Genomic DNA, 25,096 nt, shown 5'->3' on the forward strand with positions numbered 1-25,096 from the left:
TTTAGGCTCCAACCTTCGCGTGGAAGGCCTTGCAGAGATCTCGGACCGCCTCGGGCGAGGTCTGGTCCAGCGCCTGGCGGGCCAGGGCCTGGCAGGCTTCGACGTTCAGGGCGCGGACCAGGGCCTTGACCTCAGGCACGGTCGCGGCCGTGGCCGACAGCTCGGTGACGCCCAATCCGACCAGCACCGGCACGGCGACCAGGTCGGAGGCCAGGCCCCCGCAGACCCCGACCCAGCGGTGATGCCGGGCGGCGCCGGCGCAGGTCTGGGCGATCATCCGCAGCACCGCCGGGTGCAGGGCGTCGATGCGGGCGGCCAGCTCCGGATTGCCTCGGTCCATGGCCAGCACGTACTGGGTCAGGTCGTTGGTGCCCACCGACAGGAAGTCGGCCTCGGCCGCCAGCAGGTCGGCGGTGACGGCGGCGGCCGGGGTCTCGATCATCACCCCCAGCTCGACGCGCTCGGTGATCTGCAGTTCGCGCTTGGCTTCCTCCAGCACGGCGCGGACGGCGCGCAGCTCGTCGAGGCTGGCGATCATCGGGACCATGATCCTGCACTGGCCCAGCGGCTTGACCCGCAGGATGGCGCGCAGCTGGGTCTTCAGCAGGTGCGGCCGCCACAGCGACACCCGCACGCCGCGCAGGCCCAGGGCCGGGTTCTCCTCGGCCGGGATCGGCAGGTAGGGCGCGGCCTTGTCGCCGCCGACGTCCAGGGTGCGGATGATCAGGGGCCGGCCGTCCAGGGCCGAGGCGATGGCCTGGTACTGGCGGGCCTGTTCGTCCTCGTCGGGCGGGGTCTCGCGCTCCAGGAACAGGAACTCGGTGCGCAGCAGGCCCGAGCCCTCGGCGCCGTTGGCGGCGGCGGCCAGGGCGTCGTTCAGCGAGCCGACATTGCCGAACACCTCGATGCGGGTCCCGTCGGCCGTGCGGCTCTCCTGGTGGGCGGCGGCCTTGGCGGCGGCCTTGCGCTCGTGGCGAGCGGCGATGGCGGTCTGGGCGGCGGCCAGCTGGCCGGCGTCCGGCCCGACGCGCAGGCTGCCGTTCTCGGCGTCGAGGATCAGGCTCGCGCCCTCGGTGACCTCGAGCACGCCGGGGCCGGCGGCGACGATGGCGGGGATGCCCATGGCGGCGGCCAGGATGGCCACGTGCGAGGTCGGTCCGCCCTTGGCGGTGCAGAAGCCCGCCACCTGGCCGGCCTCCACGCCCATCAGCTGCGAGGGCAGCAGTTCGTCGGCCAGCAGGATGGCGCCGGGCGGCAGGGCGCGGGCCTCGTCCTCCTCGCCGCTGAGGGCGCGCAGCACCTGGCGCTCCAGGTCGATCAGGTCGTCGACGCGCTCGGCCAGCCGCCGGTCGCCCAGGCCGCGCAGGGCCTCGACATAGCCGCCGACCGCCCGCCGCCAGGCGAAGCCCGCGCTCTTGCCGTCGGCGATCAGCCGGTGGGCGGCGGCGGTCAGTTCCGGGTCCTCCAGGAAGGCCAGGTGGGCCCCGAGGATGGCCTTGCGGGCCGTGTCACCCTTCCCCGCCGCCTGTTCGATCCGGGCCCGGACCTGGCCCAGGGCGGCCTCGAGGGCGGCGCGCTCGACGCCCGCCCCGGCGCCGGCCTCGACCACCGCGATATCGGCCGAGACGAAGCGCACGGCCTGGCCGATCGCCAGGCCCGGGGCGGCCATCACGCCGCGCAGCAGGCCGGGCTCCGAAGGCGGCGCGACGCGGACGGCCTCCACGACGGGGGCCGGCGCGGCGGGCGGGGGCGGGGCCGCGCCCTCGCCCATGCCGCCCTCGATCAGCTCGACGATGGCGGCCACGGCGAAGTCGGCGTCCGGCCCGCTGGCCGCCACGCTGATGCGGTCGCCATGGCGGATGGCCAGGGACATCACCCCGACCGGGCTCTTGGCGCTGGCCCGGCGGTTGACCGCGACCAGGGCGACGTCCGAGGCGAACTTGCGGGCGCTCTCGGCGATGCGGGCGGCCGGACGGGCGTGGATGCCGTGCTGGAGCGGCACCACGACCTCGCGCGACACCTCGCCCTCAGCGACCGCCAGGGTCGCGCCGGCCCCGCCGATCGGGGCCAGCTCCATCAGGAAGTCGCCGACCGCGGCGGCGTGGTCCTGCTCGCGGCGGACGATCCGGAAGGCGTCGGGATTGGTGATCACCACCGGGGTGATCAGGCTCTTGGCGCGCTGCGACAGCAGGTCCAGGTCGAAGCTGATCAGCTTGTCCCCCGCCTTCACCACATCGCCGTCCTTGACATGGACCTCGAAGCCCTCGCCGCCCAGGCCGACGGTCTCCAGCCCCACGTGCATCAGGATCTCGGCGCCGTTGTCGGCCCGCAGGGTGACGGCGTGGCGCGTGGCGTGCACGGAGATCACCTGCCCGTCGCAGGGCGCGTGCAGGGTCGAGCCCAGGGGATCGATGGCCAGGCCGTCGCCCAGCATGCGCTCGGCGAAGACGGCGTCGGGCGTCTCGTCCAGCGGGGCGATCCAGCCCTTGAGCGGCGAGGACAGTACGAGATTGGGCACCGATACGCTTCCTGCTTCTTGGGGGTCTAGTAGGTGTTGGTCTGGGTCGGGGCCAGCGTGACCTGGTCGAGCACCAGCGTCGGCTCGACCGTGCGCGCTGTAAAGGTCAGGCAAAGGTCGTGGACGCCCGCGCGCCGGGGGAGGACGCCGGACACCGTCCCCAGGCCGGGCCCGCGCGCGGCGGCGCCCAGCGGGAGGACGGCGATCCGCTCGCCAGCGCAGCCGTCGATCCGCACCTCCAGCTCGCCGGCCGGCGTGGCGGGCGGGCGCAGCGGGATCTTCTCGCGGTCGGCGCCGATCTGGAAGTTGAACGGGACCTGGCCGATGCGGGCGGTCAGCGCCAGGCCGGCCGACAGGTCGGCGCCCTTCCACACCCAGCACGGGTTCATCAGGTCGACCGCGAACACGGCGCGCGGGCCGTTCCCGGAACCGGCCTTCGGGGCGTCGTCCTCGAGCGACAGGTTGATACCGGACCCGCAGAGCTCCAGCTGGTGACTGTCGCGCGTCCGGGCCGCCAGCAGGCTGACAGGATAGTCGCGAACCCGGCCCAGGGCGTCGTCGCCCAGGAACGTGCGGGCCCGGACGGTCTTGCCCGGCGCCACGGCCAGGGGCGCTTCGTAGCGGTCCGAGGTCTTGGTCGGGGCCTTGCCGTCGGTGGTGTAGCGGATCTCGCCCAGGCCCAGGCCCGAGGCCAGGGCGACCGACACCTGGCCGCCGTCGGCCGGGCTCAGGGTGGCCTGGGGCTCGTAGGGCACGGTGTCGTGGGCGACGCCCAGCACGTCCAGCCGCGCGATCTCGGCCGGCAGGCGGGCCGCGAAGCTGTCCCAATCGTGTCGGGCCGCCGGGGTCCAGCCGTTCTCGGCCACGGCGACCAGGCGGGGGAAGGTCATGGTCTCCAGCCGCGCGTCGGTGCGCATGTGCTCGGTGAACGACGTGGCCTGCAGGCCCAGGATATGGGCGCGCTGGGCCGGGGTCAGCGCCGCCGGGGCGGCGTCGAAGTCGTAGACGTCCTTGAGGCTGATGATCTTGATCCGGCCCGGCGGCTCGTCGGCCGAGGCGCTCTGGCGGCGGTCCAGGTAGAGGGTGCTGTCGGGGGCCAGCACGGCGTCATGGCCCTGGGAGGCGGCGGCGACCGCCCCGTCGATCCCGCGCCAGGACATCACCGTGGCGTTGGGGGCCAGGCCGCCCTCGAGGATCTCGTCCCAGCCGATCATCCGCCGACCCCGGGCGTTGATATGCCTCTCGGCCCGCTGGATGAACCAGCTCTGCAGGCCGTGCTCGTCCTTGACGCCCAGGGCCTGGATCTGGGCCTGGACCTCGGGGCTGGCCTTCCACTGGTCCTTGACCGCCTCGTCGCCGCCGACATGGATGTAGTCGGACGGGAACAGGTCCATCACCTCGTCGAGCACGTCGTTGAGGAAGCCGAAGGTCTCCTCGCTGGGCCGGTAGAGGTAGGGGAACACGCCCCAGTCGCCCATGGACTCGCGCGGCGGGGCCTTGGTCATGCCGAATTGGGGATAGGCCACCAGCGGCGCCAGGGCATGGCCCGGCATCTCGATCTCGGGAACGATGGTGATCCCGCGCGCCGCGGCGTAGGCGACCAGGTCGCGCACCTGGTCCTGGGTGTAGAAGCCCTGGTAGCGGATGGCCTTGCCGGTCCTGGGATCCTTGCCCGCCGCCCCGGCCGGCACGCGCCAGGATCCTTCGGACGTCAGCTTCGGATACTTCCTGATCTCCAGCCGCCAGCCCTGGTCGTCGACCAAGTGCCAGTGCAGGACGTTCAGCTTGTGGCCGGCCATGGCGTCGAGGATCGACTTGATCGTCTCCACGCTCTGGAAGTGGCGGGCGCTGTCCAGCATGAAGCCGCGCCAGGCAAAGCGCGGGGCGTCGTCGATGACCACGGCAGGCAGCTGGGCCGGGCCCTTGGCGGCGTCCTGGACGGCCAGCTGCCAGACGCTGACCGCGCCATAGAATAGGCCGGCGCGCCGGGCGGCGGTGATCGTCACCTGGCCCGGCGCGACCGTCAGGGCGTAGGCTTCCGGCTTGTCGCCGCCGGCCGGGCCGCGAGCCAGGACGATGGCGGCCTCGCCGGCGGGGGGCGGACCCTCGACCACGGCGGGCTTGAGCCCCCGGGCCTTGAACAGCATGTCGGAAAGCTGGCTGGCCACGACGCGGGCCTCGACATCGCCCTTGGCGACGAAGATCCGGGTCCGAGCGGTCAGGGCGAAGGTCCCCTGCCCCATCGCCGCCTGGGCGGGCGCGGGCGTCAGGGTCAGGGCCGGTTCAGCGGCGCGGGCGGCCGCGGCGAAGGCCAGCACCGCGGCCGAAACCGACAGGGCGCCGGCCAAGCTCTTGGCGGCGCGGGCGAAGGACGGGGCGGAGATCATCAAGGGGCGTTCACCAGCCGACTCTTTGTTTCAACGCATTTTCTGGCGACGAACCCGGCGTCCGCTTCGTCGGAAAACGCTCTGGAAGCAAAAAGCGGGCGGAGCGTTTTACCGCTCCGCCCCAGCTCCATGCTTGCAGTCAGGAGGACTTGGGTCGCGATCGGCGGCGGGCAGGTCATGAAGCGATCCTGGACCATGCCGCCTCCGACGCGACAATCTCGAAAACAAGGACGGGGCCCGCGGCCCGGATGCCAATGACCCCGTCCATGCTGGCTAGAACTTGAACCGGACGCCGCCAAAGATCATGCGGCCGTTCTTGTAGATACGGGCCGGACGGTTCTTGTCGTTGTCGTAGTTGTCGGTCTGCTTCTCGTCGGTGAGGTTCACCGCGTCGAGGCTGAGCGAGATCTGGTCGGTCAGGTTGACGCTGGCCGACGCGTCGAGCGAGGCGATCGAGTCCGACCACAGCTGCCGGTAGCCGCGCTCGGCGTCGTAGTCGACGAAGAACTTGGACCGGTAGTTGTAGGACAGGCGGGCGCTGAAGCGCTCGTTCTCGTAGTAGCCGCTGACGTTGAAGATGTTCTTCGAGTTCGACGGCACCGGCACGCCCGACGACGAGCTGGCGTCGGAATAGGTGTAGTTGGCCAGGACGCCGAAGCCGTTCCAGACGGGCATCTGGAAGTTGACCTCGAAGCCCTTGGTCTCGCCGCCCGCCACGTTGACCGGACGGCCGACATTGTAGTCGCAGCTGTAGAGGCCGGCGCTTTGCAGCACGCAGTTGTTGGCCGGGTTGACGACCCGCGGGTCAGTCGCGGCGGCCTGCAGCGGCAGCTTCTCGACCGTCGCGCCCTGGACGATGTAGGTCGAGATGTCCTTGTAGAAGAAGTCGACCGACAGGATCGACTGCGGCGCGAAGTACCACTCCACCGTCGCGTCGTACTGGTTGGCGCGATAGGGATCCAGGTCCGGGTTGCCGCCCGAGGCCGTCAGCAGGGACTCGGTCAGCGAGGTGAAGCCGGCCATCTGGGCGTAGTCCGGACGGGCCAGGACGCGGCCGGCGGCCAGGCGGATCACCACGTCGTCGCGGACGTCGAACGAGAAGTTCGCCGACGGCAGGATGTCGGTGTATTCCTTCTCGCCCGAGGTCGGGGCCATCAGGCCGAACGGGTTGTTGATGGCGCCCGGCGTGCCGGCCGACACGCCCACCCGCCAGGCGTTGGTCTCGATCTTGGTGTTGACGACGCGGACGCCGACATTGCCGCGCCAGCCCTCGCCCTTCAGGTTGCCCATCACGTAGCCGCCGAAGGTCTTCTCGTTGAAGTCGAAGCTTTCCAGCGGACCGAAGTGGTTGCAGTTGGCCAGGCCGATGCAGCCGCCCGTGTCGGGATTGTTGGGATCATAGACCGTGGCCGGACCCATCGCGGCGTAGATCGCCTCGATCTTGTCCTTGCTGGCGGTCAGGTACGAGCTGAGCACGCCCGGCCCCTTGATGCCGTCCAGGTAGTCGCCCGGCGTCACGCCGTTGGCCACGTCGGCCAGCGAGCAGGAATGGCCGCCGCACGCCGTGGCGCCGAACAGAGCGCGACGCTGGCCGTAGGTCTGCACCACGTCGCGGTCGTGGTCGGTGTATTTCAGGCCGAACTTGACCGAGCTGAACACGCCGCCGTCCAGGAACTTCTCGCCGTCGACGAAGGTGTAGAACTCGTCGTCGGTGTTGACCGTGGTGTTGGCCGACACCCAGCCCAGCGTCATCTCGTCGTCGGCCGTGGTCGGGGTGATGTTGGTGAAGGCCACCTTGGGCAGGCCGTTCGACAGGTCGTAGGTCAGGCCGGTCGGGGCGTTGGTCTCCCAGAACGGCTGCAGGTCGGTGGCGCCCTTGGCCTTGGTGTAGCCGACGCGGCCGCTGAACTCCCAGCCGTCGGCCGGACGCCACTTGCCGGCCAGATCGATCGAGCCGACGTTGGTGTGGGCGATGCGGTCAATGGCGTCGAACACCACGCCGTTGCCGCCGATGGCGTTGAAGTTGCCGGCGGTGGCCGTGCCGTTCTCGACGCGGGTGATGTTGAACTGCGAGCCCGGCGAGGTGGAGAGGGCGCCGATCTTCTGGCTGATCCACGCCATGTAGTTCTGATTGTAGTTGTCGGCGTCCATCTTGGAATAGAGGCCGGTCAGGTTCAGCTCGAACTTGTCGGTCGGCGCGTACTGGATGGCGAAGTTGGCGCCCTTGCGCTCGCGGGTCTGGGTGAACAGCGACGAGCCGATCAGGCTGGGGGCGTAGACCGTCTGGCCCGGGGTGATGCCGCTGATGTTCGTGCCGTCGCCCGACGCGGTGGTCACCGCCTGGTAGCCCAGGACCTCGATGCCGTCGCGGCGGATGCGGCGCTTGTCGTAGATGCCGCCCACCAGCACGCCCAGGGTCTTGTCGTCGTTGTGCCAGCTGAGCATGGCCGAGGCGGTCGGATCGGTATGGCCCGACTTCTCGTCATGGAAGGCCTGGACCGAGCCGGAGACCGACAGCGGCGCCAGGTCCAGCGGGTTGCGGGTGTGCACATTGACCGTGCCGCCCACGCCGCCTTCGTCGATGTCGGCCATCGGGCTCTTGAACACCTCGACCTTGCCGACGATTTCCGACGGCAGCATCAGGTAGTTGAAGCTGCGGCTGGCCTTGAACTGGTCGAGAATGAACCAGTCGGCGGTGGCCACCGCGTGGCCGTTCAGCAGGGTGCGGTTCAGGGTCGGCGCGGTGCCGCGGATCGAGATCCGCTCGCCTTCGCCGAACTCGCGCTGGATGGTGACGCCCGGAACCCGTTGCAGGGATTCGGCGACGTTCTTGTCCGGGAACTTGCCAATGTCCTCGGCGGTGATCACGTCGATCACCGCGTTGGCGTTACGCTTGGCCTCGACCGACGCCTGCAGCGAGGCCCGGATGCCGGTGACGACCAGTTCGTCGACTTGCGTGGAGTCCTGCGCGAAGGCGGGCGCGGCCAGCGCAACCGCCAGGACGCTGGCGGACGCGGTCAGTATGGTTTTATGGATTCTTTTCATCTTCGAATTCTCCCCTTTTCCAGGCCTCTGGCTCGGAGCGAACTCCAAGTCCAATCTGATACCAATTATCTGCGGACATCCGTAGAATGCGGTACTTCTCGGGCCTCGGAGGGCGACTGTGACGGAAATTCGTCGGATGACAAGGCCAAAAAAGAACCAATTCCAGACCAGGTTCTTATTGGTACGGAAATGGTCATATGCTATCCCCAAGGTCACGGGGTGGCGCGATTTTGAGCGGGGGTGCGGAATTGGCGATGTTTTCTGAGAAGATCGGCGGCCTGGCCGGCGACGACCATGCCCCGCTCTACAAGCAGCTGCAGCGCGCCCTGCGCGAGGCCATCCAGAAGAAGGTGCTGTCGCCCGACGACGCCCTGCCGGCCGAACGCGACCTGGCCGAGGAGTTCAGCATCTCGAGGATCACCGTGCGCAAGGCGCTGGACGGCCTGGTCAGCGAGGGCCTGCTGACCCGTCGCCAGGGCGCGGGCACCTTCGTCGCCGCCCGGGTGGAAAAAAGCTTCTCCAAGCTGTCGTCGTTCACCGAGGACATGATCTCGCGCGGACGCACCCCGCGCAGCGAGTGGATCAGCAAGGCCGAGGGCTCGGTCACCCCGGAGGAGTCCCTGACCCTGGGCCTGTCGCCCGGCACCCCGGTCTATCGCTTCGCGCGGATCCGCTACGCCGACGGCGCGCCGATGGCCGTGGAATACTCCACCATCGCCGGCTTCGCCCTGCCGTCGGCCGAGGCGGTCGGCGTCTCGCTGTATGAGGCCCTGGAGGCCGCCGGCCACCGCCCCGCCCGCGCCCTGCAGCGGCTGCGCGCGGTGCTGTTCACCGCCGAGCACGCCGAACTCCTGGGCGTCCCGGCCAAGGACGCCGGCCTGCTGATCGAGCGCCGCGGCTTCCTGAAGGACGGCCGGGCGGTCGAGGTGACCCAGTCCTACTATCGCGGCGACGCCTATGACTTCGTCGCCGAACTGAACGCCCTTTCCTGAGGGCTCGTGCTGAACGGGGTCCGCCCCGCGCTTATCTGAAGGGAACGCCCGCCTTGGAGGCCAACGTCTTGACCCGATCCGTCCCCCCCGCCGACCCTTCCGCCGCGCGTGGACCCCTGACGGCGGAATCGACCCGCATGTTCCTCGAGGCCGGCCAGGCCTCGCAGGTGGTCGCCGCCCAGCTGGGCGCCAACGCCGCCCGCGCCGCCAAGATCGCCGAGCGCCTGCGCGCCAAGCCGCCCCGCGCCGTCGTCACCTGCGCCCGCGGCAGTTCGGACCACGCCGCCACCTTCGCCAAGTACCTGATCGAGACCCGCACCGGGGTGCTGACCTCGTCGGCCGCCCTGTCGGTCAGCTCGGTGTACCTCGCCCAGCAGGACCTGGGCGAGGTGCTGTACCTGGCCATTTCGCAATCGGGCAAGAGCCCGGACCTGCTGGCCTCCGTCCAGGCCGCCAAGGCGGCCGGCGCCTTCGTCATCGCCCTGGTCAACGACACCGCCTCGCCCCTGGCCGCCCTGGCCGACGAGGTCCTGCCCCTGCACGCCGGCCCCGAGCTGAGCGTGGCCGCCACCAAGTCCTACATCGCCGCCCTGGCCGCCATCGCCCAGCTGGTCGCCGCCTGGACCGGGGACGACGACCTGACCGCCGCCCTTTCCACCCTGCCCGCCCTGCTGGCCGAGGCCTGGACCCTGGACTGGACCCCGGCGGTCGAGCGCCTGAAGCTGGCCCGCAACCTCTATGTCCTGGGACGCGGCGTCGGCTTCGGCGTCGCCCAGGAAGCGGCCCTGAAGTTCAAGGAGACCTGCGGCCTGCACGCCGAGGCCTTCAGCGCCGCCGAGGTGCTGCACGGCCCGATGGCCCTGGTGAAGGAGGGCTTCCCCGTCCTGGTGTTCGCTCAGAACGACGAGAGCCGCGACAGCGTCGACGCCATGGCCAAGGGCGTGGCCGAGCGCGGCGGCGACGTGCTGCTGGCCGGGGCCGGTGAAACGGGCGCCGGCGTTCTGCCCGCCCTCGCCGCCCACCCGGTGATCGAGCCGATCCTGATGATCCAGAGCTTCTACCGCATGGCCAACGCCCTGTCGGTGGCGCGCGGCTATGATCCCGACAGCCCCCCGCACCTCAACAAGGTCACAGAAACCGTCTGATGCAGTCTGTTCTCGTCAATGGCCGCGTCCTGACGCCGGAAGGAATCGTCGACGGCAAGACCGTGGCGATCCGCGACGGCCGGATCGCGGGCCTCCTCGACCCCGCCGACACGCCGGCCGACGCCACGCGCCACGACCTGGACGGCGGCCTGCTGGTCCCCGGCTTCATCGACACCCAGGTCAATGGCGGCGGCGGGGTGCTGTTCAACGACTCGCCCACGGTGGAGGCGATCGCCGCCATCGGCGCCGCCCACCGTCCCTACGGGACCACCGGCTTCCTGCCGACCCTGATCAGCGACGACCTGGCCGTGGTCGACGCGGCCATGCGGGCGACCGAGCAGGCCATCGCGGCGGGCGTGCCCGGCGTGCTGGGCGTGCATATCGAGGGCCCGTTCCTCAACGCCAAGCGCAAGGGCATCCACGACGCCAGCAAGTTCCGCGTCCTCGACGACAAGGCCGTGGCGCTGCTGAGCTCGCTCAAGCGCGGCAAGACCCTGGTCACCCTGGCCCCGGAGACCACCACGCCGGAGATGGTGCGCCGCCTGGTCCAGGCCGGGGTGATCGTCGCCGCCGGCCACACCAACGCCGCCTACGGCACGACGCGCAAGGCGCTGAACGCCGGCCTGACCGGCTTCACCCACCTGTTCAACGCCATGTCGCCGCTGACCAGCCGCGAGCCGGGCGTGGTGGGCGCGGCCCTGGAAAGCCAGACCGCCTGGTGCGGGATCATCGTCGACGGCCGCCACGTGGACCCCGCCGTGCTGCGCATCGCCCTGCGCACCCGGCCGCTGGACCGCTTCATGCTGGTGACCGACGCCATGCCGACCGTGGGCATGAGCGACAAGAACTTCGACCTGCAGGGCCGCCATATCCGCGTGGTCGACGGGGTCTGCGTCGACGACCACGGCACCCTGGCCGGCTCGGACCTGGACATGGTCGGGGCGGTGCGCAACGCGATGACGATGCTGGGCCTGTCGCTGGAGGACGCCGTCGCGATCGCCTCGGCCGCCCCCGCCGCCTTCCTGGGCCTGGCGGGCCGGCGCGGCGCGATCCAGGCCGGCCAGGCCGCCGACCTGGTGCTGCTGGACGAGGCGCTGGCCGTGCGCCAGACCTGGATCGACGGCGTCTCGAGCTGATAGCCGCTTTCCGCCGACGCGACGCGGACAGGGACCAAAGAAGAAGGGCGCTGGTTCGCACCAGCGCCCTTCCGTCGTTTCGGTGAGGCGACGATCTAGAACTTGTACCGCACGCCCAGATAGAACTGACGGCCGTAGTGGACGTACTCTTCCGAGCTCAAGCGCGTGGAGTCGTCGACCTTGCTGTCTTCCTGGTCGGTCAGGTTGATCGCCTCGAAGGTGACCGTGAACTTGTTGAACTCGTAGCTGACCTGGCCGTCGAGGTTGAAGGTCTTTTCCTTGATCCGCACGTCGTTGTTGTTGGTCGCCGAGGGGGCGACCTGGATCAGGTACTGGTCGCGATAAGACCCCGAGATCCGCGCCTTGAAGCCGGCGTTCTCGTAGTAGAGCGTGGCGTTGAAGGCGTCGGGCGACAGGTTCAGCAGCGGCTGGGTGACTAGCACCGCCGGAGCGGTCTGGACCCGGGGCGTGCCGCCGAAGGTCGGCGACCTGATGATGTAGTCGATGTCGCTCTTGACGTGGGTGTAGTTGACGATCGCGCCGAACTTGTCGAACGGGGCCGGCAGGAAGGTGAACGGGCGCTGGGCGCTCAGTTCAAAGCCCTTCAGCTTGCCGCCGGGACTGTTGATGTTCGTCGTCACCGTGAACGGCGTGGCGCTGGTGTTGCCGTTGCTCAGCAGGTTGTTGGGCAGCCCGGTCTCGGACCAGCTCATGACCTCGGCCGTTTGCTGGATGTAGGACTTGATGTCCTTCTGGAAGAAGCCCGCCGACAGCAGGGTTTCCTTGTCCGGATACCACTCGAAGCTGAGGTCCAGGTTATTGGCCAGCATCGGATCGAGATCCGGGTTGCCGCGCGTCAGGGTCTGGTTGCTCTGGCTCATGGCGGTGAAGCCCGGCGTCAGGTTCTGCAGCTGCGGACGCGTCATCACCTTGGCGGCGGCGAAGCGGATGAAGAAGTTCTCCATCGGCTGGGCCGAGATGTTCAGGGCCGGCAGGGTGTTGGTGTATTCGCGACTGACGCTTTGGACGGCGTCGGTGGCCACCTGCTCGGAAATCGTGCCGAACGGCGTGGACACCGGCGTGGCGACGTTGCCCGCGTTGTAGTGGCCGGTCGCCGCCTGCTCGGTCTTCACGTAACGGACGCCGAGATTGCCGCGCACCGGGATGTTGAAGATGTCGTAGTCGAAGTCACCCTGGATGTAGAAGGCGGTGTCCTTCTCGGTGATCGCGCGCAGGGCTCCCAGCTGGTTGAGCACGCTGAGGCGGAAGTCGCCGTTGGCGTTGATGCAGTTGCAGTCGTAGCCGATGGCCTTCTTCAGCTTGTCCAGGTCGGGCGCGATCCACGAGGTGGGCACGCCGGAGGGCAGGTCGAGGCCCCGGCCGAAGCCGGTGATCAGGCGCGAGACGTCGGCGACGGTGACGCCGGCCGGCAGCGGGAAGCCGGCTTCGGCCGTGAAGGTCGTGCCGGTGGCGGCCAGGTTGCGCGAGAACAGGCGCTTTTCCCACGAGGAGAAGCCGTATTCCTTGTAGTCGCCGCCATAGCGCAGCTTGAAGCCGTCGAGGATCTCGTAGTCGACGTCGGCCCGGAAGGTCTTGAACGTGTTGACCGCCTTGCTGGGCCGCAGGCGCAGCAGCGACGCGTCGCCGTTGGCGTTGCTGGCGGAGTAGGTGAAGTTGGCCGGATTGGTCGGGTCGAAGCCGTAGTTGAAGTTCGGCAGCTTGTCGTTCTGCGAATAGTCGTAGCTGTAGTTGTCGCTGTTGTAGCGATCGAACGAGAACGTGGTCTGGACCGGGTTGTCCTGGATCGACCGTGACTGGCCATAGACGACGTTCAGGTGCCCAGCCTCGCCGAACTTGGTGTCGTAGGTCAGGGTGAACTGGTTGAACTCGGTCTTCAGGTCGTCGTGGCGGTACTCGACCCGGGCGTCGACGTCGTCGAACGTGCCCTTGATCAGGTGGCCTTTGTCGTCGGCCTGGAAGTTGACCACGTCGGTCTGCGGCAGGCCCGCGCCGCTGCGGCTGAACGAGATGACTTCCAGATAGGTCTCGTCGCGGTTGTTGGTGAACTTGGCCAGCAGGGCGTCCAAGGTCAGGGTCGAGTTCTCGGTCGGGCGCCATTGCAGCGAACCGGTCACGCCCAGGCGCTTCTGGTCGTATTGCAGGCGGCCGTAGCGCGGAATGCGCGGGTGCCAGAGGTTGTTGGCGGTGCCGGCGGCGGCCGTCGTCGTCGGCGTGGTGCCGCCCACCACGGTGCCGATCTGGGCGCAGGTCAGGGGCGGGCCGCTGACCGGGTTATAGGCCGCGCCCGTGCAGGGGAACGCGGTCGAGGAGTTGAAGGCCACGCTGGGGTTTTCCCAACGGCCGGTCGAGGAGCCCTCTTCCAGCGTCTTGCGCTCGGCATAGGCCACCGAGAGCAGCGCGCCGATTTCACCGATGCCGGTGTCCCAGCGATTGCTGGCCAGGAAGGTGAAGCGCGGGTCCTTCTTCCGCGACAGGTCGTTCCAGCCGATCTTGGCGCCCATGCTCAAGGCGGCGCCGCTGAAGTCGAACGGGCGGGAGGCCTGCAGGTCGATGATCGCGCCCAGCGAGCCTTCCTCGTTCATGGCCGAGGTCGACTTGCGCACGGTGACGCTGTTGAACAGTTCCGAGGCGAAGATCGAGAAGTCGAACTGGCGGCCGCGGTTGGCGCCGCCCGAGCTGTCCTTGCCGCCGGTGGTGGCCAGGGCTTCCAGGCCGTTCAGGCGCACCACGGTGAAGTCGGGGCCCAGGCCGCGCACGGTGATCGTGCGGCCCTCGCCGCCGTCGCGGTCGATCGACACGCCCGGCACGCGCTGCAGCGACTCGGCCAGGTTCAGGTCGGGGAAGTCGGCGATGTCCTGCGCCTTGATGACGTCGACCAGGTCGTTTTCGCGACGCTTGATGTCCAGGGCGTTGGCGAGGCTGGCGCGGAAGCCGGTGACGACCACTTCCTCGACCGCGGTGTCGTCGGCGGCGGGCGCCGGCGTTTCCTGCGCGGCGGCGGCGCCGGCCAACGCCAGCGCCATGAGCATGGCGCCGCTGGACGCGCCGAGCTTCAGCGCGCGAACGCGCTGCTTAGAGACCTGAGACAATGGATCCTCCTCCCGTGACCACATTTCTTTTGAACGATGCTTTCGCATCGCCCGGCCGAAGAGTGCGTACGCGCTTCCTTCCCGCGCGGCCGTTCTTGGGCCGTCTATTCTGACACCGGTGTCACACCTGAGCGAGGCGTTGTCCTGACACCGGTAGCAATGCAAGCGGTATCAAATGAAACGGCTGATCACAAGATGGCTGAAGCATGGCGGATTGTAGCGACCCGGCAATCGTGTCGTTTCGGTCACATTGAGGCCAAGCTTGTTTCGCCGACCTCTTCGCCGGGCGCCGTCTTCAGGCGTCGCCGAGCCGCCGCTGGCTGACCTTGTTGAGCCCGTCGATCACCGCGCGTCGCTGGTCCGGGCTCAGGTCGGTCGCGCGCAGCAGCCGCAGGGCGTTGATGTGCACGTCGACGGCGTCCCAGCGCCAGGCGCCGGCCTCGGCGCAATTGTCGACCAGGGCGCAGAACGAGACCGCCGCCTGGTCGACGCACGAGCCCGGCAGGAACCCCGACACGTCGATGATGCGCAGGGCCAGGGTGTAGAGGTCCTGGAAGGCGGCGGAGCCCCGGGTCGCCGCCGCCGGCCGGCCGAACCGCGCCTCGATCTCCGCCAGGGCGGCGTCCAGCACCGCCAGCGATTCGGCGCGCAGCGGCTCCAGCGCCGCGTCGGCGGCCGCCAGGGCGTCCTTGGCCGTCACGCCGCCATTGGCCCGCACCAGCATCGACAGGCGATTGGGCGCGCGGAACTTGCGGACGGTGCTCATGATCTGACTTTCTCGTCGTCGTCGGCCGGGGCCGGGGCCGACGCGCCCGGCGGGCGGAGCGCTTCGGGCGGGTCCTCGCGGCGCCGTCCCTTGACGCCGGCCGGCGGCCCGTCGTTCTTGAACCGGCGATCGGGACCCAGATAGCTGTCGCACTCGATGAACTGGCGATCTTCCTTGGCCGCCCACAGGATCCGCTCCAGCACGATCTTGGGCGTGATCGGCTTGGCGATCGTGAAGTTGGCGCCCGCGTCGCGGCCCTTGAAGACCTGCGAGGGCGGGGTGTGGCCGGAGACCAGGATCACCGGCAGGTAGCGGTTGGCCTCAAGCGCGCCGCGGCGCTGCCACTTGACCAGTTCGTAGCCGTCGACCCCGGCCATGTTGGTGGCGCTGATCACCAGGTCGAAGGTGCGTTCGCGCAGCATCGCCTGGGCCGCCTTGGCGCTTTCGGCGCGGGTCAGGTTCTTGATGCCGAACCCCAGCAGCACCTGGGCCATCAGGTTCAGCGACGGCAGGCTGTCGTCGACGAGCAGGACGTCGACCTTTTCGAGATTGATCCGGGTCGCGGCTTGGAGCGGTTCGCGCATGGCCTAGAAGAAGTCGAGTTCGCCGGCCGCGGCGCTCCAGCCCTCGTGGTTCTCGGCGTCGCGCAGACGCACCACCAGGTCGGCCAGGCCCAGGCCCTCGAGCAGCGGCTCGACGGCCATGCTCCACTCGCCCGAGGCGTGCTGGCCGATGCGGGCCAGGACGTCGGACAGGCCGTGCAGGCGCTGGCTCAGCTCGTCCAGGGCCTGCAGCCGCGACAGGTTCTCCAGGGCCGCGCCGCCACTGGCCAGGTCGCCGGCGATATGCTCGCAGTCGCGGCAGATCGCGGCGGCGGCCATCAGCTCGGCCGCCAGCCGACGCGAAAGCTCGCCCACGGGCAGCTGCCCGGGGGAGGTCTCGTCGGCGTCGGTCAGGGCGAGCGGCTGGGCGGTCATGGGCGTCAGAACAGGTCCACGTCGCCGCTGGACGCGGCGGGCATCGGGGCGGGCGCGGGACGGCGGACGTCCTGCGGGGCGTTGTCGACGGCGACCAGGCGCTGGCGCACCCGGCCGGACGCCGGCCAGAACTCGACGCGACGCGCCGACAGGCCGCCGGTGCTGGACGAGACGATCGGAATGCCCTCGTCGCGCAGGAAGCGCTCGGCGAAGGCGGCGTTGCTGGCGCCGACGTCCGAAAGGCCGTCGAACAGCTTGCCGCCGCCGAAGATCTTGGCCTCGAGGCGATCGCGGCGCGCGCCCTTCTTCAAGAGGCCGTTGATCAGCAGCTCCATGGCGTAGGCGCCGTAGCGAACCGCGTCGCCGCCGTCCTTGCGGTCGCCCGCGTCGGGCAGCAGGAAGTGGTTCATGCCGCCGATGCCGGTCGTCGGATCGCGCAGGCACGCGGCGATGCACGAGCCCAGCACCGTGGTCATGACCACGTTGGGGTCGGCCGACACGTGGCTCTCGCCCTGGGTGACGTGGACCTTGATCGCCGGACCGGCTTCGTCGGGATAGGGGTCTCGGCCGATCATGTCAGCTGGCCAAAGACCTGTTCGATCTTTTCCTTCAGGCCTTGGACGGTGAACGGCTTGACGCAGTAGTTGTTGACGCCGAACTGCACGGCGCGCTGGACCAGCTCGCGGTCGGCCCGGCCGGTCAGCATGACGAAGGCCGTCTGGCGGATCGGCGGGTGCGAGCGCACGGCCCGCAGCAGGGCCAGCCCGTCCATCTTCGGCATGTTGAAGTCCGAGATGACCAGGTTGGCCGGCTTGGCCAGGAGGTTCTTGAGGGCCTCCTCGCCGTCGGGGGCCTCGCGGATGTCCTTGAAGCCGATCTGCTGCAAGGCGTTGCGGATCAACGCCCGCATGGTCAGCTGGTCATCGACGACGAGAACGGAAATGGAGCTTGCTTGGGGCATGGGTTCATCGCCTCGCGGAGGCCAGATCGAGGATGGTTTGGCCCATGGAGGACAGGGGGACCTGCTTCTCCACGGCGCCGAGTTCAAAGGCCGTGCGCGGCATGCCGTAGACGACGCAGCTCTGTTCGTCCTGGCCGATCGTCCGGGCCCCGGCCTTGCGCATGGCCAGCAGGCCCTGCGCGCCGTCGCGGCCCATGCCGGTGAGGATGGCGCCGACCGCCTTGTCGCCGACGGCCTGGGCCACCGAGTTGAACAGCACGTCGACCGACGGCCGGTGGCCGCTGACCGGGTCGCCCTGCACCAGGCGGCAGCGCAGCCCGGCCGAGCGGACGACCTCCAGGTGGGTGGCCCCGCCCGGCGCGACATAGACCTTGCCCGGCTCCAGCAGGGCGCCGTCGACGGCTTCCTGCACCTTGGCGCCGCTGGCCCGGTCGAGGCGGGCGGCGAAGCTGGCGGTGAAGGTGGCCGGCATGTGCTGGGTGATCACCGTCGGCGGGCCGGTCTCGGGGAACTGGCTGAGGATCGACAGCAGGGCTTCCACCCCGCCGGTCGAGGAACCGATCGCCACGATGTCGCCCGAGGGCAGGTAGTTCAGGCGGCGGGCGGTGGCCGGGGCGGCGTCAGCCTTGGTCCGCACCGAGGCGCGGGCTGCGGCCTTGACCTTGTCGGCCACCTCGGCCAGGGCCTCGGCGGTGCCGGTCGCGTTGGTGGGCTTGCCCACGCAGTCGACCGCGCCCAGCTCCAGGGCGCGCAGGGTCATCTCGGCCCCGGCCTGGGTCAGGCTGGAGACCATGACCACCGGCATCGGCCGCAGGCGCATGATCTTCTCGAGGAACTCGATGCCGTTCATGTTCGGCATCTCGATGTCGAGGGTGACGACGTCCGGGTTCAGGGCCTTGATCATGCCCCGGGCCTCGAACGGGTCGCCGGCGGCGCCGACCACCTCGATCTCGGGGTCGCGGGTCAGGGCGGCCGTGATCAGGCCGCGCATGGTGGCGGAGTCGTCGACGACGAGAACGCGAATCCGGGCCATCAGCGACCTCCCACCTTGCGATAGGCGGTCAGGCCGGCGCTTTCAAAGGCCGTGACCGACGCGCCCACGCGCTCGGAGTGGCCGACATAGAGCTTGCCGCCCGGCGACACCAGCGGCGCGAAGCGCTGCCAGACCCGCTCCTGGGTGGGCTCGTCGAAATAGATCACCACGTTGCGGCAGAAGATGGCGTCGAACGGGCCCTTCATCGGCCAGCTGGGGCCGTTCAGGTTCAGCTCGCGGAACGCCACCAGCTGGCGGGCGGCCTCGCAGACCCGGAAGCTGCGGCGGTCGTTGGCGTCGCGTTCGAAATACTGGCCGCGCATGTTGGCGGGGATGCCCTCGAGGAGCTGTTCCTCGTAGACGGCCGCCCGGCCGGTGGCCAGCACGTTGGTGTCGATGTCGGTGCCCAGGATCCGGATGTCCAGCTCGGCGGCGTTCGGCCACACCGACAGCACGGTGAAGGCCATCGAGTAGGGTTCCTGGCCCGACGAGCAGGCCGCCGACCACAGGCGCAGGCGCCCGCCGGCCCGGACCTTGTCGGCCATGGGCTCCAGGATGTTGGCGCGCAGGTCGTCGAAGTGGTGCGGCTCGCGGAAGAACCGGGTGACGTTGGTCGTCAGGGCCCGGAGCATGTGCTGCTGTTCGTCGACATTGCCGGCCTGGGCGACGAACGCGCAGTACTCGGCGAACGACTTCAGGCCCAGGGTGCGCAGGCGCTTGGCCAGGCGCGAATAGACCAGCGTCGCCTTGCTGTCGGGCAGGCTGATGCCGGCCTGGTCGTACAGCAGGGCCGCGATCCGCTTGAAGTCGGCGCTCGTGAAGGCGAACTCGCCATCGACGAGGGCCTCGCGGCGATCGGAGAAGGAGGTCGAGGGGGTGGTCATATCAGGCGGCCAGGGCCTCGCGCTCGGGGAGCAGGCGGTCCAGCGAGATCTCGCTGATCATCCGCCCTTCGATGGAAATGATCCCGCGCACGAAGTGGCGGACGTTCTCGCAGGCGATGTCCGGGGTCGGCTGGCACATGTCGTCGGTGATCGACAGGATGTCGGACACCGCGTCGACCAGCAGGCCGACCGTGCGGTCGCCGGCCTGGACCACGATGAACACGCTGCGCACGTTCGGCTCGGTGGTCGGCATGCCGATGCGGGCGGCCAGGTCCATGATCGGCAGGACCGCGCCGCGCAGGTTGATCACGCCGCGCATGTAGGCGGGCGACTGCGGCAGGGTGGTGGCCGGACTCCAGCCGCGGATCTCGCGGACGGCCATGATGTCCACGCAGTATTCCTGCTCGCCCACGCGGAACGAGATCAGTTCGCGGGTTTCGTTGCTATGGATGGCGTTGGGTTCGGTCATCGAGCTATTCCGCGGCGATGAGGGTGGGATCGACGGCGGGCGGCGGGCTGCGGCGACGCAGGTTGATCACCGCGTCCACGTCGAGGATCAGGGCCACCCGGCCGTCGCCCAGGATCGTCGCGGCGGCGACGCCCTCGACCTGCTGGTAGTTCTGCTCCAGCGACTTGATGACCACCTGGCGCTGGCCGTGGATGGCGTCGGCCACCAGGGCGGCGCGCGAGCCGTCCTCGCCCTCGACCAGCAGAACCACGCCCTCGGTCGCCGACGGCGACTTGCTGCGATAGTTCAGGGTCAGGCCCACGTCGATCAGCGGCACGAAGCTGTCGCGCACGGCCAGGACCGAACCGGTCGGACCCAGGGGCCGGATTTCCTCGGCCTTCGGGCGCAGGCTCTCGACGATGCAGGCCAGCGGGATGACCAGGGTCTCGCCGGCCACGTCGACCACCATGCCGTCCAGGACGGCCAGGGTCAGCGGCAGGCTGAGGGTGAAGGTCGAGCCCAGGCCCGGGCGCGAGGAGATCGAGATGCGGCCGCCCAGGGCCTGCACCGAACGCTTGACCACGTCCATGCCGACGCCGCGGCCCGAGACGTCCGAGATCTTGTCGGCGGTCGAGAAGCCCGGGAGGAAGATCAGGTTGTCGATCTCTTCGTCGGTCAGGGTCAGGTCCGGCGAGATCAGGCCCTTGTTGACGGCGATCGACAACACCCGCTCGCGGTTGATGCCCTTGCCGTCGTCCTGGACCTCGATGACGATCCGGCCGCTGCGGTGCAGGGCGGCCAGGCGCACGACGCCCTCGGGATTCTTGCCGGCCGCCCTGCGCTCCTCGGGGCTTTCCAGCCCGTGGTCGATGGCGTTGCGCAGCATGTGGGTGATCGGATCGGCCAGACGCTCGATGACCGTCTTGTCGACCTCGGTGTTCTCGCCGTCCATCACCAGGCGGGCCTGCTTGCCCGTCATGTTGGCGACTTCGCGGACCAGGCGCGGCATGCGCTGGAACACCGACTTCACCGGCTGGGCGCGGATGGCCATGACGCTGTCCTGGATCTGGCGGGTGAGCTGTTCCAGCTCATCCAGGCCCATGGCCAGGTTCGAGGACGGGGCGATGCCGTATTCGCCGACGCGCTGCGCCAGCATGGCCTGGTTGATGACCAGTTCGCCGACCAGGTCGATCAGGTGGTCGATACGCTCGGGATCGACGCGGATCACCGACTGGCCCGGTCCCGGGACGTCGATCTGGGCCGGCTTGGCGGCCGAGGCGGGCGCGGCCGGCGCGTTGGCGGCGACCGGGGCGGGGGCCGGAGCTGCAACGGGCGCCGGCGCGGCGATCTCGACCACCGGAGCGGCGAGGACCGGCGCTTCGACAGGGGTTTCGATCGCGGCGGGCGCGGGTTCGGGCGCCGGAGCGGCGACGTCGAGCAGGCTGGCCAGCACCTCGGCCACGGGGGCCTCGCCGCGGGTGATCTCCAGATCGCAGTCGCCGTCGACGAACTCGAAGACTTCGCGGATCGCCTCCTCGCCCTGCTCGGTCTCGACCCGGACGCTCCAGGTGACGTAGGCGGCTTCGGGATCGATGAATTCGAGGGCCGGCAGGGCGCTGTCGTCCAGGGTCGCCTGGATCGGGCCCAGGCGGCTCAGCTCGCGCAGTAGCAGGGCCGTTTCGTTGGCCTTGCGGTACAGGTCCGACTTCGGACGGATCGACACCGTCCAGACATTACCGTCGAGCACGGCCGCGTCGGCGGCCTGGGCGTCGAGGGTGATGGTCATCGGCTGGAAGTCGAAGCCCAGGTCGTCGTCGTCCAGGCCTTCGTCAGCCCCGATGACGATCGGCGCGGCGTCGACATACTGGGGCGGCGCTTCCACCGGCGCGGCGGCGACCGGGGCCGGCGCGGCGCTGGGATCGGTGACCGCCTTCAGCTCGGCGGCCATGGCGGCCGAGGCGTCCATGTCGACGACGCCCAGGCCGCGGGCGGCGCTGACGTGGTCGGCCAGCACGTCGGAGGCGCGCAGCAGCAGGGCCGTCAGGTCCGGCGTGCCCGGGATCTCGTTCGACCTCAGGGCGTCCAGCAGGGTCTCGAACACGTGGGCGAAGCGCACCAGCGGTTCGAGGCCGAAGGCGCCGGCTCCGCCCTTGATCGAGTGCACGGCCCGGAAGACGGCGTTGACGGTGTCGCCATCGTCGTTGCCGTCCTGCATGGCCAAGAGCCCGCCTTCAAGATCCGCGAGCAGTTCCTCGCATTCCTGAAAGAAGGTGACCTTGATGGCCTCTAGCTCGTCCATTCCCCGACTTCCTACAAAGGTATTTCAGTACCTAGAGCACTTGGACGATCAGGCCGCGACGCGGCGGATCGCCTCAACGAGCTTCTCGGGATTGAACGGCTTGACGATCCAGCCCGTCGCGCCGGCCTCGCGGGCCCGCTGCTTCTTGCTGGGGTCGCTTTCCGTGGTCAGCACCAGGATCGGGATGGCGCGATAGTCGTCGTCGACCCGCACCGCCTCGATGAAGCCGAAGCCGTCCAGCTTGGGCATGTTGATGTCGGTGATGATCACGTCGGGGCGATGGGCGGACAGCACTTCCAGCCCGTGTTCGCCGTCGACGGCTTCGACGACGTTGAACCCGGCGCCGGCGAGGGCCATGCGCAGCATGTCCCGCATCGTACGCGAGTCATCGACCGTGAGGACAGTACGCGTCACGATGCAGCTCCTTGGATTTCGGCCTGAAGCAGGACCCCTTCGGCCCCGAAAAGACGGATGGTTTCCACGAACGCCTCGGAAGGCGCGGTGATCGAAAAAGGCTTGCCGTCCTCGGCCCAGGCCTTGCGGGCGGCCAGCAGGACCTGCAGGCACAGCCCGCCGAGGCGGCGCACCTGGTCGGCATGGACCTCGATGTCCTGGCCGCGGCGTTCGACGAACGCCTGCTTGAGCGGCCCCGAAGCCTTCAGGTCAAGGGTTTCGGGCAGGGCGATCGCTGTCGACATCAGAACTCCTCCCAGCCGTCGCTGGCCGGGGCGGCCGCGGTCGCCGTCCCGCCGCGTCCAGGACGGGCGAAGGCGTTGAGGCGGGCGCGCTGTTCAGCCACCGGATTGGCGGCGGGGGCGTGGTGGGCGGGATCGGCCATCTGCGGACGCTCGTAGGCGGTCGTCTGCGGACGGCCGTCGCCGACCCGGAAGCGGCCGATCAGGCGCACCAGCTCGCCGGTCTCGCCCTTCAGCGAGTGGGTGGCGGCGGTCGACTGCTCGACCATGGCGGCGTTCTGCTGGGTCACCTGGTCCATCTGGTTGACGGCGGTGTTGACCTCGTTCAGGCCAGTGGCCTGCTCGGCGGCCGAGGCGGCGATCTCGGTGACCAGGGCGTCGATCTCGCCGACCTTGGTGACGATCCGCTGCAAGGCCTCGCCGGTCTGGCCGACCAGGCTGACGCCCTGGCTGACCTGCTGGGTCGAGGACGAGATCAGGGTCTTGATCTCCTTGGCGGCTTCGGCCGAGCGCTGGGCCAGGGCCCGGACTTCCTGGGCCACGACCGCGAAGCCTCGGCCCGCGTCACCGGCCCGGGCCGCTTCCACGCCGGCGTTCAGGGCCAGCAGGTTGGTCTGGAAGGCGATCTCGTCGATGACGCCGATGATCTGGTTGATCTGCTTGGACGAGTCCTCGATGGCGCCCATGGCCGAGACGGCCTCGTGCACGACCTGGCCCGAATGGGTGGCTTCGCCGCGGGTGCTGGAGACCACTTCCGAGGCCTGCTTGGCGCCGCTGGCGGTGCGGCGCACCGTGGCGGTCAGCTCGTCCAGGGCGGCGGCGGTCTCTTCCAGCGAAGCGGCCTGCTGCTCGGTGCGGCGCGACAGGTCGTCCGAGGCGTGGGCGATCTCGTCGGCGCCGGTGCGCAGGCCGTCCGTCGAGGCCGCGATGACCTTGATGGTTTCCTGCAGCTGGGTGATGGCCGCGTTGAAGTCGTCCTTCAGCTTGCGGTAGTCGCCCGGGAAGTCGGCCTGGACGCGGTAGGTCAGGTCGCCCTTGGCCAGGTGCTCCAGCGCGTCGGCCAGCGACGACACCACCAGGGCGTTCTCGCGGGCGGCGGCGGCGGCGGTCTCTTCCTTGGCTCGGCGCTCGTCGGCGGTCAGGGCGGCCGACCGCTCCTGCTCGGCGCGCATCTGCTCCAGGTGCAGCTGGTTGTCGCGGAAGACCTTCAGCGAGCGGACGATGGCGCCCAGCTCGTCGCCGCGGGTCATCTTCTCCAGGTCGATCGTGTTGTCGCCCTTCGACAGCTTCTCGGTGGCGCCGGCGATGTCGCCGATCGACTTGCGGGTGGTCATGACGGTCATGAAGGCCAGGCCGGCGACCGCGCAGAGCGTGATCAGCGACAGGACGATCGTGCCGCTCATCGCCGCATTGGCCTCGGCCTGCTTCTTGGCGCTTTCGGTGGCGATGCGGGTGTTGGCGGCGGCGACGACCTCGTCCAGCTGGGCGGTCATCTTCGCGTACTGCTCTTCGAACGGGGCGATGAAGCCGGCGGCCATGTTGAAGTCGACGCCGATCATGCCGCTGACCGTGTCGATGGCGCTGCGGCATTCGTCGAGCGACTTGACCAGCTCGGCGATCTTGCTCTGCTCTTCCTTGGGCAGCTTGGCCTTCAGGGCGGTGAGGTCCTTCTTGATGGCGTCCGTCTCGGTCAGGATCGCCGCCATGCGGGCGTCGTTCTTGTCGACCTCGATATTCCCGGCCTTGTGGGTCATCACGGTGAACAGTTCGCCGTTGATGTTGGAGATCCGCTTGGAGATCGCCTGGATCTCCATGTTCTCGCGCATGTCGTTCTCGACGACCTGCTTGAGCGCGGCGGACTGGCTCTTCTGCACGACGACCGCCCCGCCGGCCATCAGGGCCAGCATGAGAAGAGCGAACGCCGGCGCGAAGCCGATTTTGATGATCAACGGAAGATCGACGAGCCGAAAGCGCTTCATCGGATTGGTCCCCTCTAGCGGTGTTCCGTGCGCACGGATCACCAACGTCGAGGGCGATCATCACGGCATATTCCTAATAGTTCCTGACTTTGGTTAAGGGCGTTTGCCGCAGGGCGTGTCGCACCCTCGAATTTCCCATCCCGCAAGGACCTCCAGCCCCAGGCCTGGAGTAAGGACCGGGCGCGCGCGTGAGTCACGCTCGTGCAAGGGGCGAGTCGTCGACCGTGCAATCTGAGTGTAGTTTCAAGTGAAACTTGCGTATTCGCCAAGTAAGCGTGGTTACCAATAAATGAAGAAAACTATCTTCCGGTGACTCAGAATATTTTAACTCGGTTCTGCGAAAAAGCTCAGGCGTCCGGACGACGCGACGTCCAAGGGGCGAGACACACTACTAGGAGCAGCGGGATGAAATATCCGATCGCTATTGCCGCGGGAATCGCTGGCAGCTTTTTCGTCGCTCAAGCCGCCTCGGCGGCTGGCGGCTTCGAAGACCAAATGGGCCGTTGCCTGCAACAATTCGCCAACACCCGCGACGCCGCCCAGGTGATGCTGGAATGCACCGCCGACGCCGGCAAGCTCTCGGCCTGCAAGGTCGTGGACAACAGCGCCGCGGGCAAGGGCTTCGACAAGGCCGCCATGTGCATCGCTGAAAAGCTGCCCATGGGCGCCAAGACCGGCACCGTGAAGGTTCCGTTCCGCTTCCCGGGCGGCGCGTAAGACT

21 protein-coding genes are annotated in these 25,096 nt (G+C 69.1%); 4 read left to right on the plus strand and 17 right to left on the minus strand.

The features are described from left to right. Window position 1: 1 nt before the first annotated feature. The 4 genes from ptsP to AC07NX_RS15550 form a co-directional block, all read right to left on the minus strand. Window positions 2-2,518: a phosphoenolpyruvate--protein phosphotransferase gene (ptsP, locus tag AC07NX_RS15535; RefSeq protein ID WP_494642996.1), complete on the minus strand. Its 2,517-nt coding sequence runs from the start codon at window positions 2,516-2,518 to the stop codon at window positions 2-4. A 26-nt stretch (window positions 2,519-2,544) separates the two neighbouring features. After that, window positions 2,545-4,905 (minus strand): family 20 glycosylhydrolase, encoded by a 2,361-nt coding sequence (locus AC07NX_RS15540; protein WP_494643080.1) that lies wholly within the window; start codon window positions 4,903-4,905, stop codon window positions 2,545-2,547. After that, on the minus strand, window positions 4,905-5,102 hold the full coding sequence (locus AC07NX_RS15545; protein ID WP_494642998.1) for a hypothetical protein: 198 nt from the start codon (window positions 5,100-5,102) through the stop codon (window positions 4,905-4,907). The genes AC07NX_RS15540 and AC07NX_RS15545 overlap by 1 nt, the downstream gene beginning before the upstream one ends. A 76-nt stretch (window positions 5,103-5,178) precedes the next feature. Next, window positions 5,179-7,950 carry a TonB-dependent receptor gene (locus AC07NX_RS15550; RefSeq protein WP_494643000.1) on the minus strand — a complete coding sequence of 924 codons (2,772 nt, stop codon included), beginning with the start codon at window positions 7,948-7,950 and terminating at the stop codon, window positions 5,179-5,181. Between the two features lie 254 nt (window positions 7,951-8,204). Between AC07NX_RS15550 and AC07NX_RS15555 the strand changes: the two genes are divergently transcribed. Genes AC07NX_RS15555 through nagA form a run of 3 tightly spaced genes read left to right on the plus strand, consistent with a single transcriptional unit; the run spans window position 8,205 to window position 11,223 of the window. Continuing rightward, window positions 8,205-8,942, plus strand: a complete 738-nt coding sequence (locus tag AC07NX_RS15555) for a GntR family transcriptional regulator (protein WP_035076181.1) — start codon at window positions 8,205-8,207, stop codon at window positions 8,940-8,942. 53 nt (window positions 8,943-8,995) lie between these two features. Continuing rightward, window positions 8,996-10,087, plus strand: a complete 1,092-nt coding sequence (locus AC07NX_RS15560; protein WP_494643002.1) for an SIS domain-containing protein — start codon at window positions 8,996-8,998, stop codon at window positions 10,085-10,087. Beyond that, window positions 10,087-11,223, plus strand: coding sequence for an N-acetylglucosamine-6-phosphate deacetylase (nagA, locus tag AC07NX_RS15565; RefSeq protein ID WP_494643003.1), 1,137 nt, complete (start codon window positions 10,087-10,089; stop codon window positions 11,221-11,223). The genes AC07NX_RS15560 and nagA overlap by 1 nt, the downstream gene beginning before the upstream one ends. Before the next feature lie 95 nt (window positions 11,224-11,318). On the opposite strand, the gene AC07NX_RS15570 is transcribed toward nagA, so the two are convergent. From AC07NX_RS15570 to AC07NX_RS15630, 13 genes are all read right to left on the minus strand, one after another. Next, window positions 11,319-14,273: a TonB-dependent receptor gene (locus tag AC07NX_RS15570; RefSeq protein WP_494643081.1), complete on the minus strand. Its 2,955-nt coding sequence runs from the start codon at window positions 14,271-14,273 to the stop codon at window positions 11,319-11,321. Window positions 14,274-14,628: 355 nt separating this feature from the next. Continuing rightward, on the minus strand, window positions 14,629-15,099 hold the full coding sequence (locus tag AC07NX_RS15575; protein WP_494643005.1) for a chemotaxis protein CheE: 471 nt from the start codon (window positions 15,097-15,099) through the stop codon (window positions 14,629-14,631). After that, the gene (locus AC07NX_RS15580) at window positions 15,096-15,683 is read right to left on the minus strand and encodes a response regulator (RefSeq protein ID WP_494643007.1); all 588 of its coding nucleotides are present in this window, start codon (window positions 15,681-15,683) and stop codon (window positions 15,096-15,098) included. Before AC07NX_RS15580 ends, AC07NX_RS15575 begins: the two co-directional genes overlap by 4 nt. 3 nt (window positions 15,684-15,686) lie before the next feature. Further along, window positions 15,687-16,076, minus strand: coding sequence for a DUF8776 family protein (locus tag AC07NX_RS15585; protein ID WP_494643009.1), 390 nt, complete (start codon window positions 16,074-16,076; stop codon window positions 15,687-15,689). 5 nt (window positions 16,077-16,081) lie between these two features. Beyond that, complete coding sequence (locus AC07NX_RS15590) at window positions 16,082-16,651, minus strand: chemotaxis protein CheD (protein ID WP_035076165.1); 570 nt, start codon at window positions 16,649-16,651, stop codon at window positions 16,082-16,084. Beyond that, window positions 16,648-17,037, minus strand: coding sequence for a response regulator (locus AC07NX_RS15595; protein WP_019847929.1), 390 nt, complete (start codon window positions 17,035-17,037; stop codon window positions 16,648-16,650). Before AC07NX_RS15595 ends, AC07NX_RS15590 begins: the two co-directional genes overlap by 4 nt. Before the next feature lie 4 nt (window positions 17,038-17,041). Beyond that, entirely contained in the window at window positions 17,042-18,070 is a 1,029-nt protein-coding gene (locus tag AC07NX_RS15600) for a protein-glutamate methylesterase/protein-glutamine glutaminase (RefSeq protein WP_494643012.1), read from the minus strand. After that, window positions 18,070-18,954 carry a CheR family methyltransferase gene (locus AC07NX_RS15605; RefSeq protein ID WP_494643013.1) on the minus strand — a complete coding sequence of 295 codons (885 nt, stop codon included), beginning with the start codon at window positions 18,952-18,954 and terminating at the stop codon, window positions 18,070-18,072. The genes AC07NX_RS15600 and AC07NX_RS15605 overlap by 1 nt, the downstream gene beginning before the upstream one ends. A gap of 1 nt (window position 18,955) precedes the next feature. Beyond that, entirely contained in the window at window positions 18,956-19,423 is a 468-nt protein-coding gene (locus AC07NX_RS15610; RefSeq protein WP_494643014.1) for a chemotaxis protein CheW, read from the minus strand. Window positions 19,424-19,427: 4 nt separating this feature from the next. Then, the gene (locus tag AC07NX_RS15615; protein WP_494643015.1) at window positions 19,428-21,701 is read right to left on the minus strand and encodes a chemotaxis protein CheA; all 2,274 of its coding nucleotides are present in this window, start codon (window positions 21,699-21,701) and stop codon (window positions 19,428-19,430) included. Between the two features lie 48 nt (window positions 21,702-21,749). Then, window positions 21,750-22,115, minus strand: coding sequence for a response regulator (locus tag AC07NX_RS15620; RefSeq protein ID WP_028038734.1), 366 nt, complete (start codon window positions 22,113-22,115; stop codon window positions 21,750-21,752). Beyond that, window positions 22,112-22,399, minus strand: a complete 288-nt coding sequence (locus tag AC07NX_RS15625; protein WP_310083789.1) for an STAS domain-containing protein — start codon at window positions 22,397-22,399, stop codon at window positions 22,112-22,114. Before AC07NX_RS15625 ends, AC07NX_RS15620 begins: the two co-directional genes overlap by 4 nt. Then, window positions 22,399-24,375, minus strand: a complete 1,977-nt coding sequence (locus AC07NX_RS15630) for a methyl-accepting chemotaxis protein (RefSeq protein WP_494643017.1) — start codon at window positions 24,373-24,375, stop codon at window positions 22,399-22,401. Before AC07NX_RS15630 ends, AC07NX_RS15625 begins: the two co-directional genes overlap by 1 nt. A gap of 405 nt (window positions 24,376-24,780) precedes the next feature. On the opposite strand from AC07NX_RS15630, the gene AC07NX_RS15635 reads away from it, so the two are divergent. Further along, entirely contained in the window at window positions 24,781-25,092 is a 312-nt protein-coding gene (locus AC07NX_RS15635; RefSeq protein WP_494643018.1) for a hypothetical protein, read from the plus strand. The last annotated feature ends 4 nt before the right edge of the window (window positions 25,093-25,096 follow it).

This window comes from Caulobacter sp. GW821-FHT09A05 (assembly GCF_059418465.1).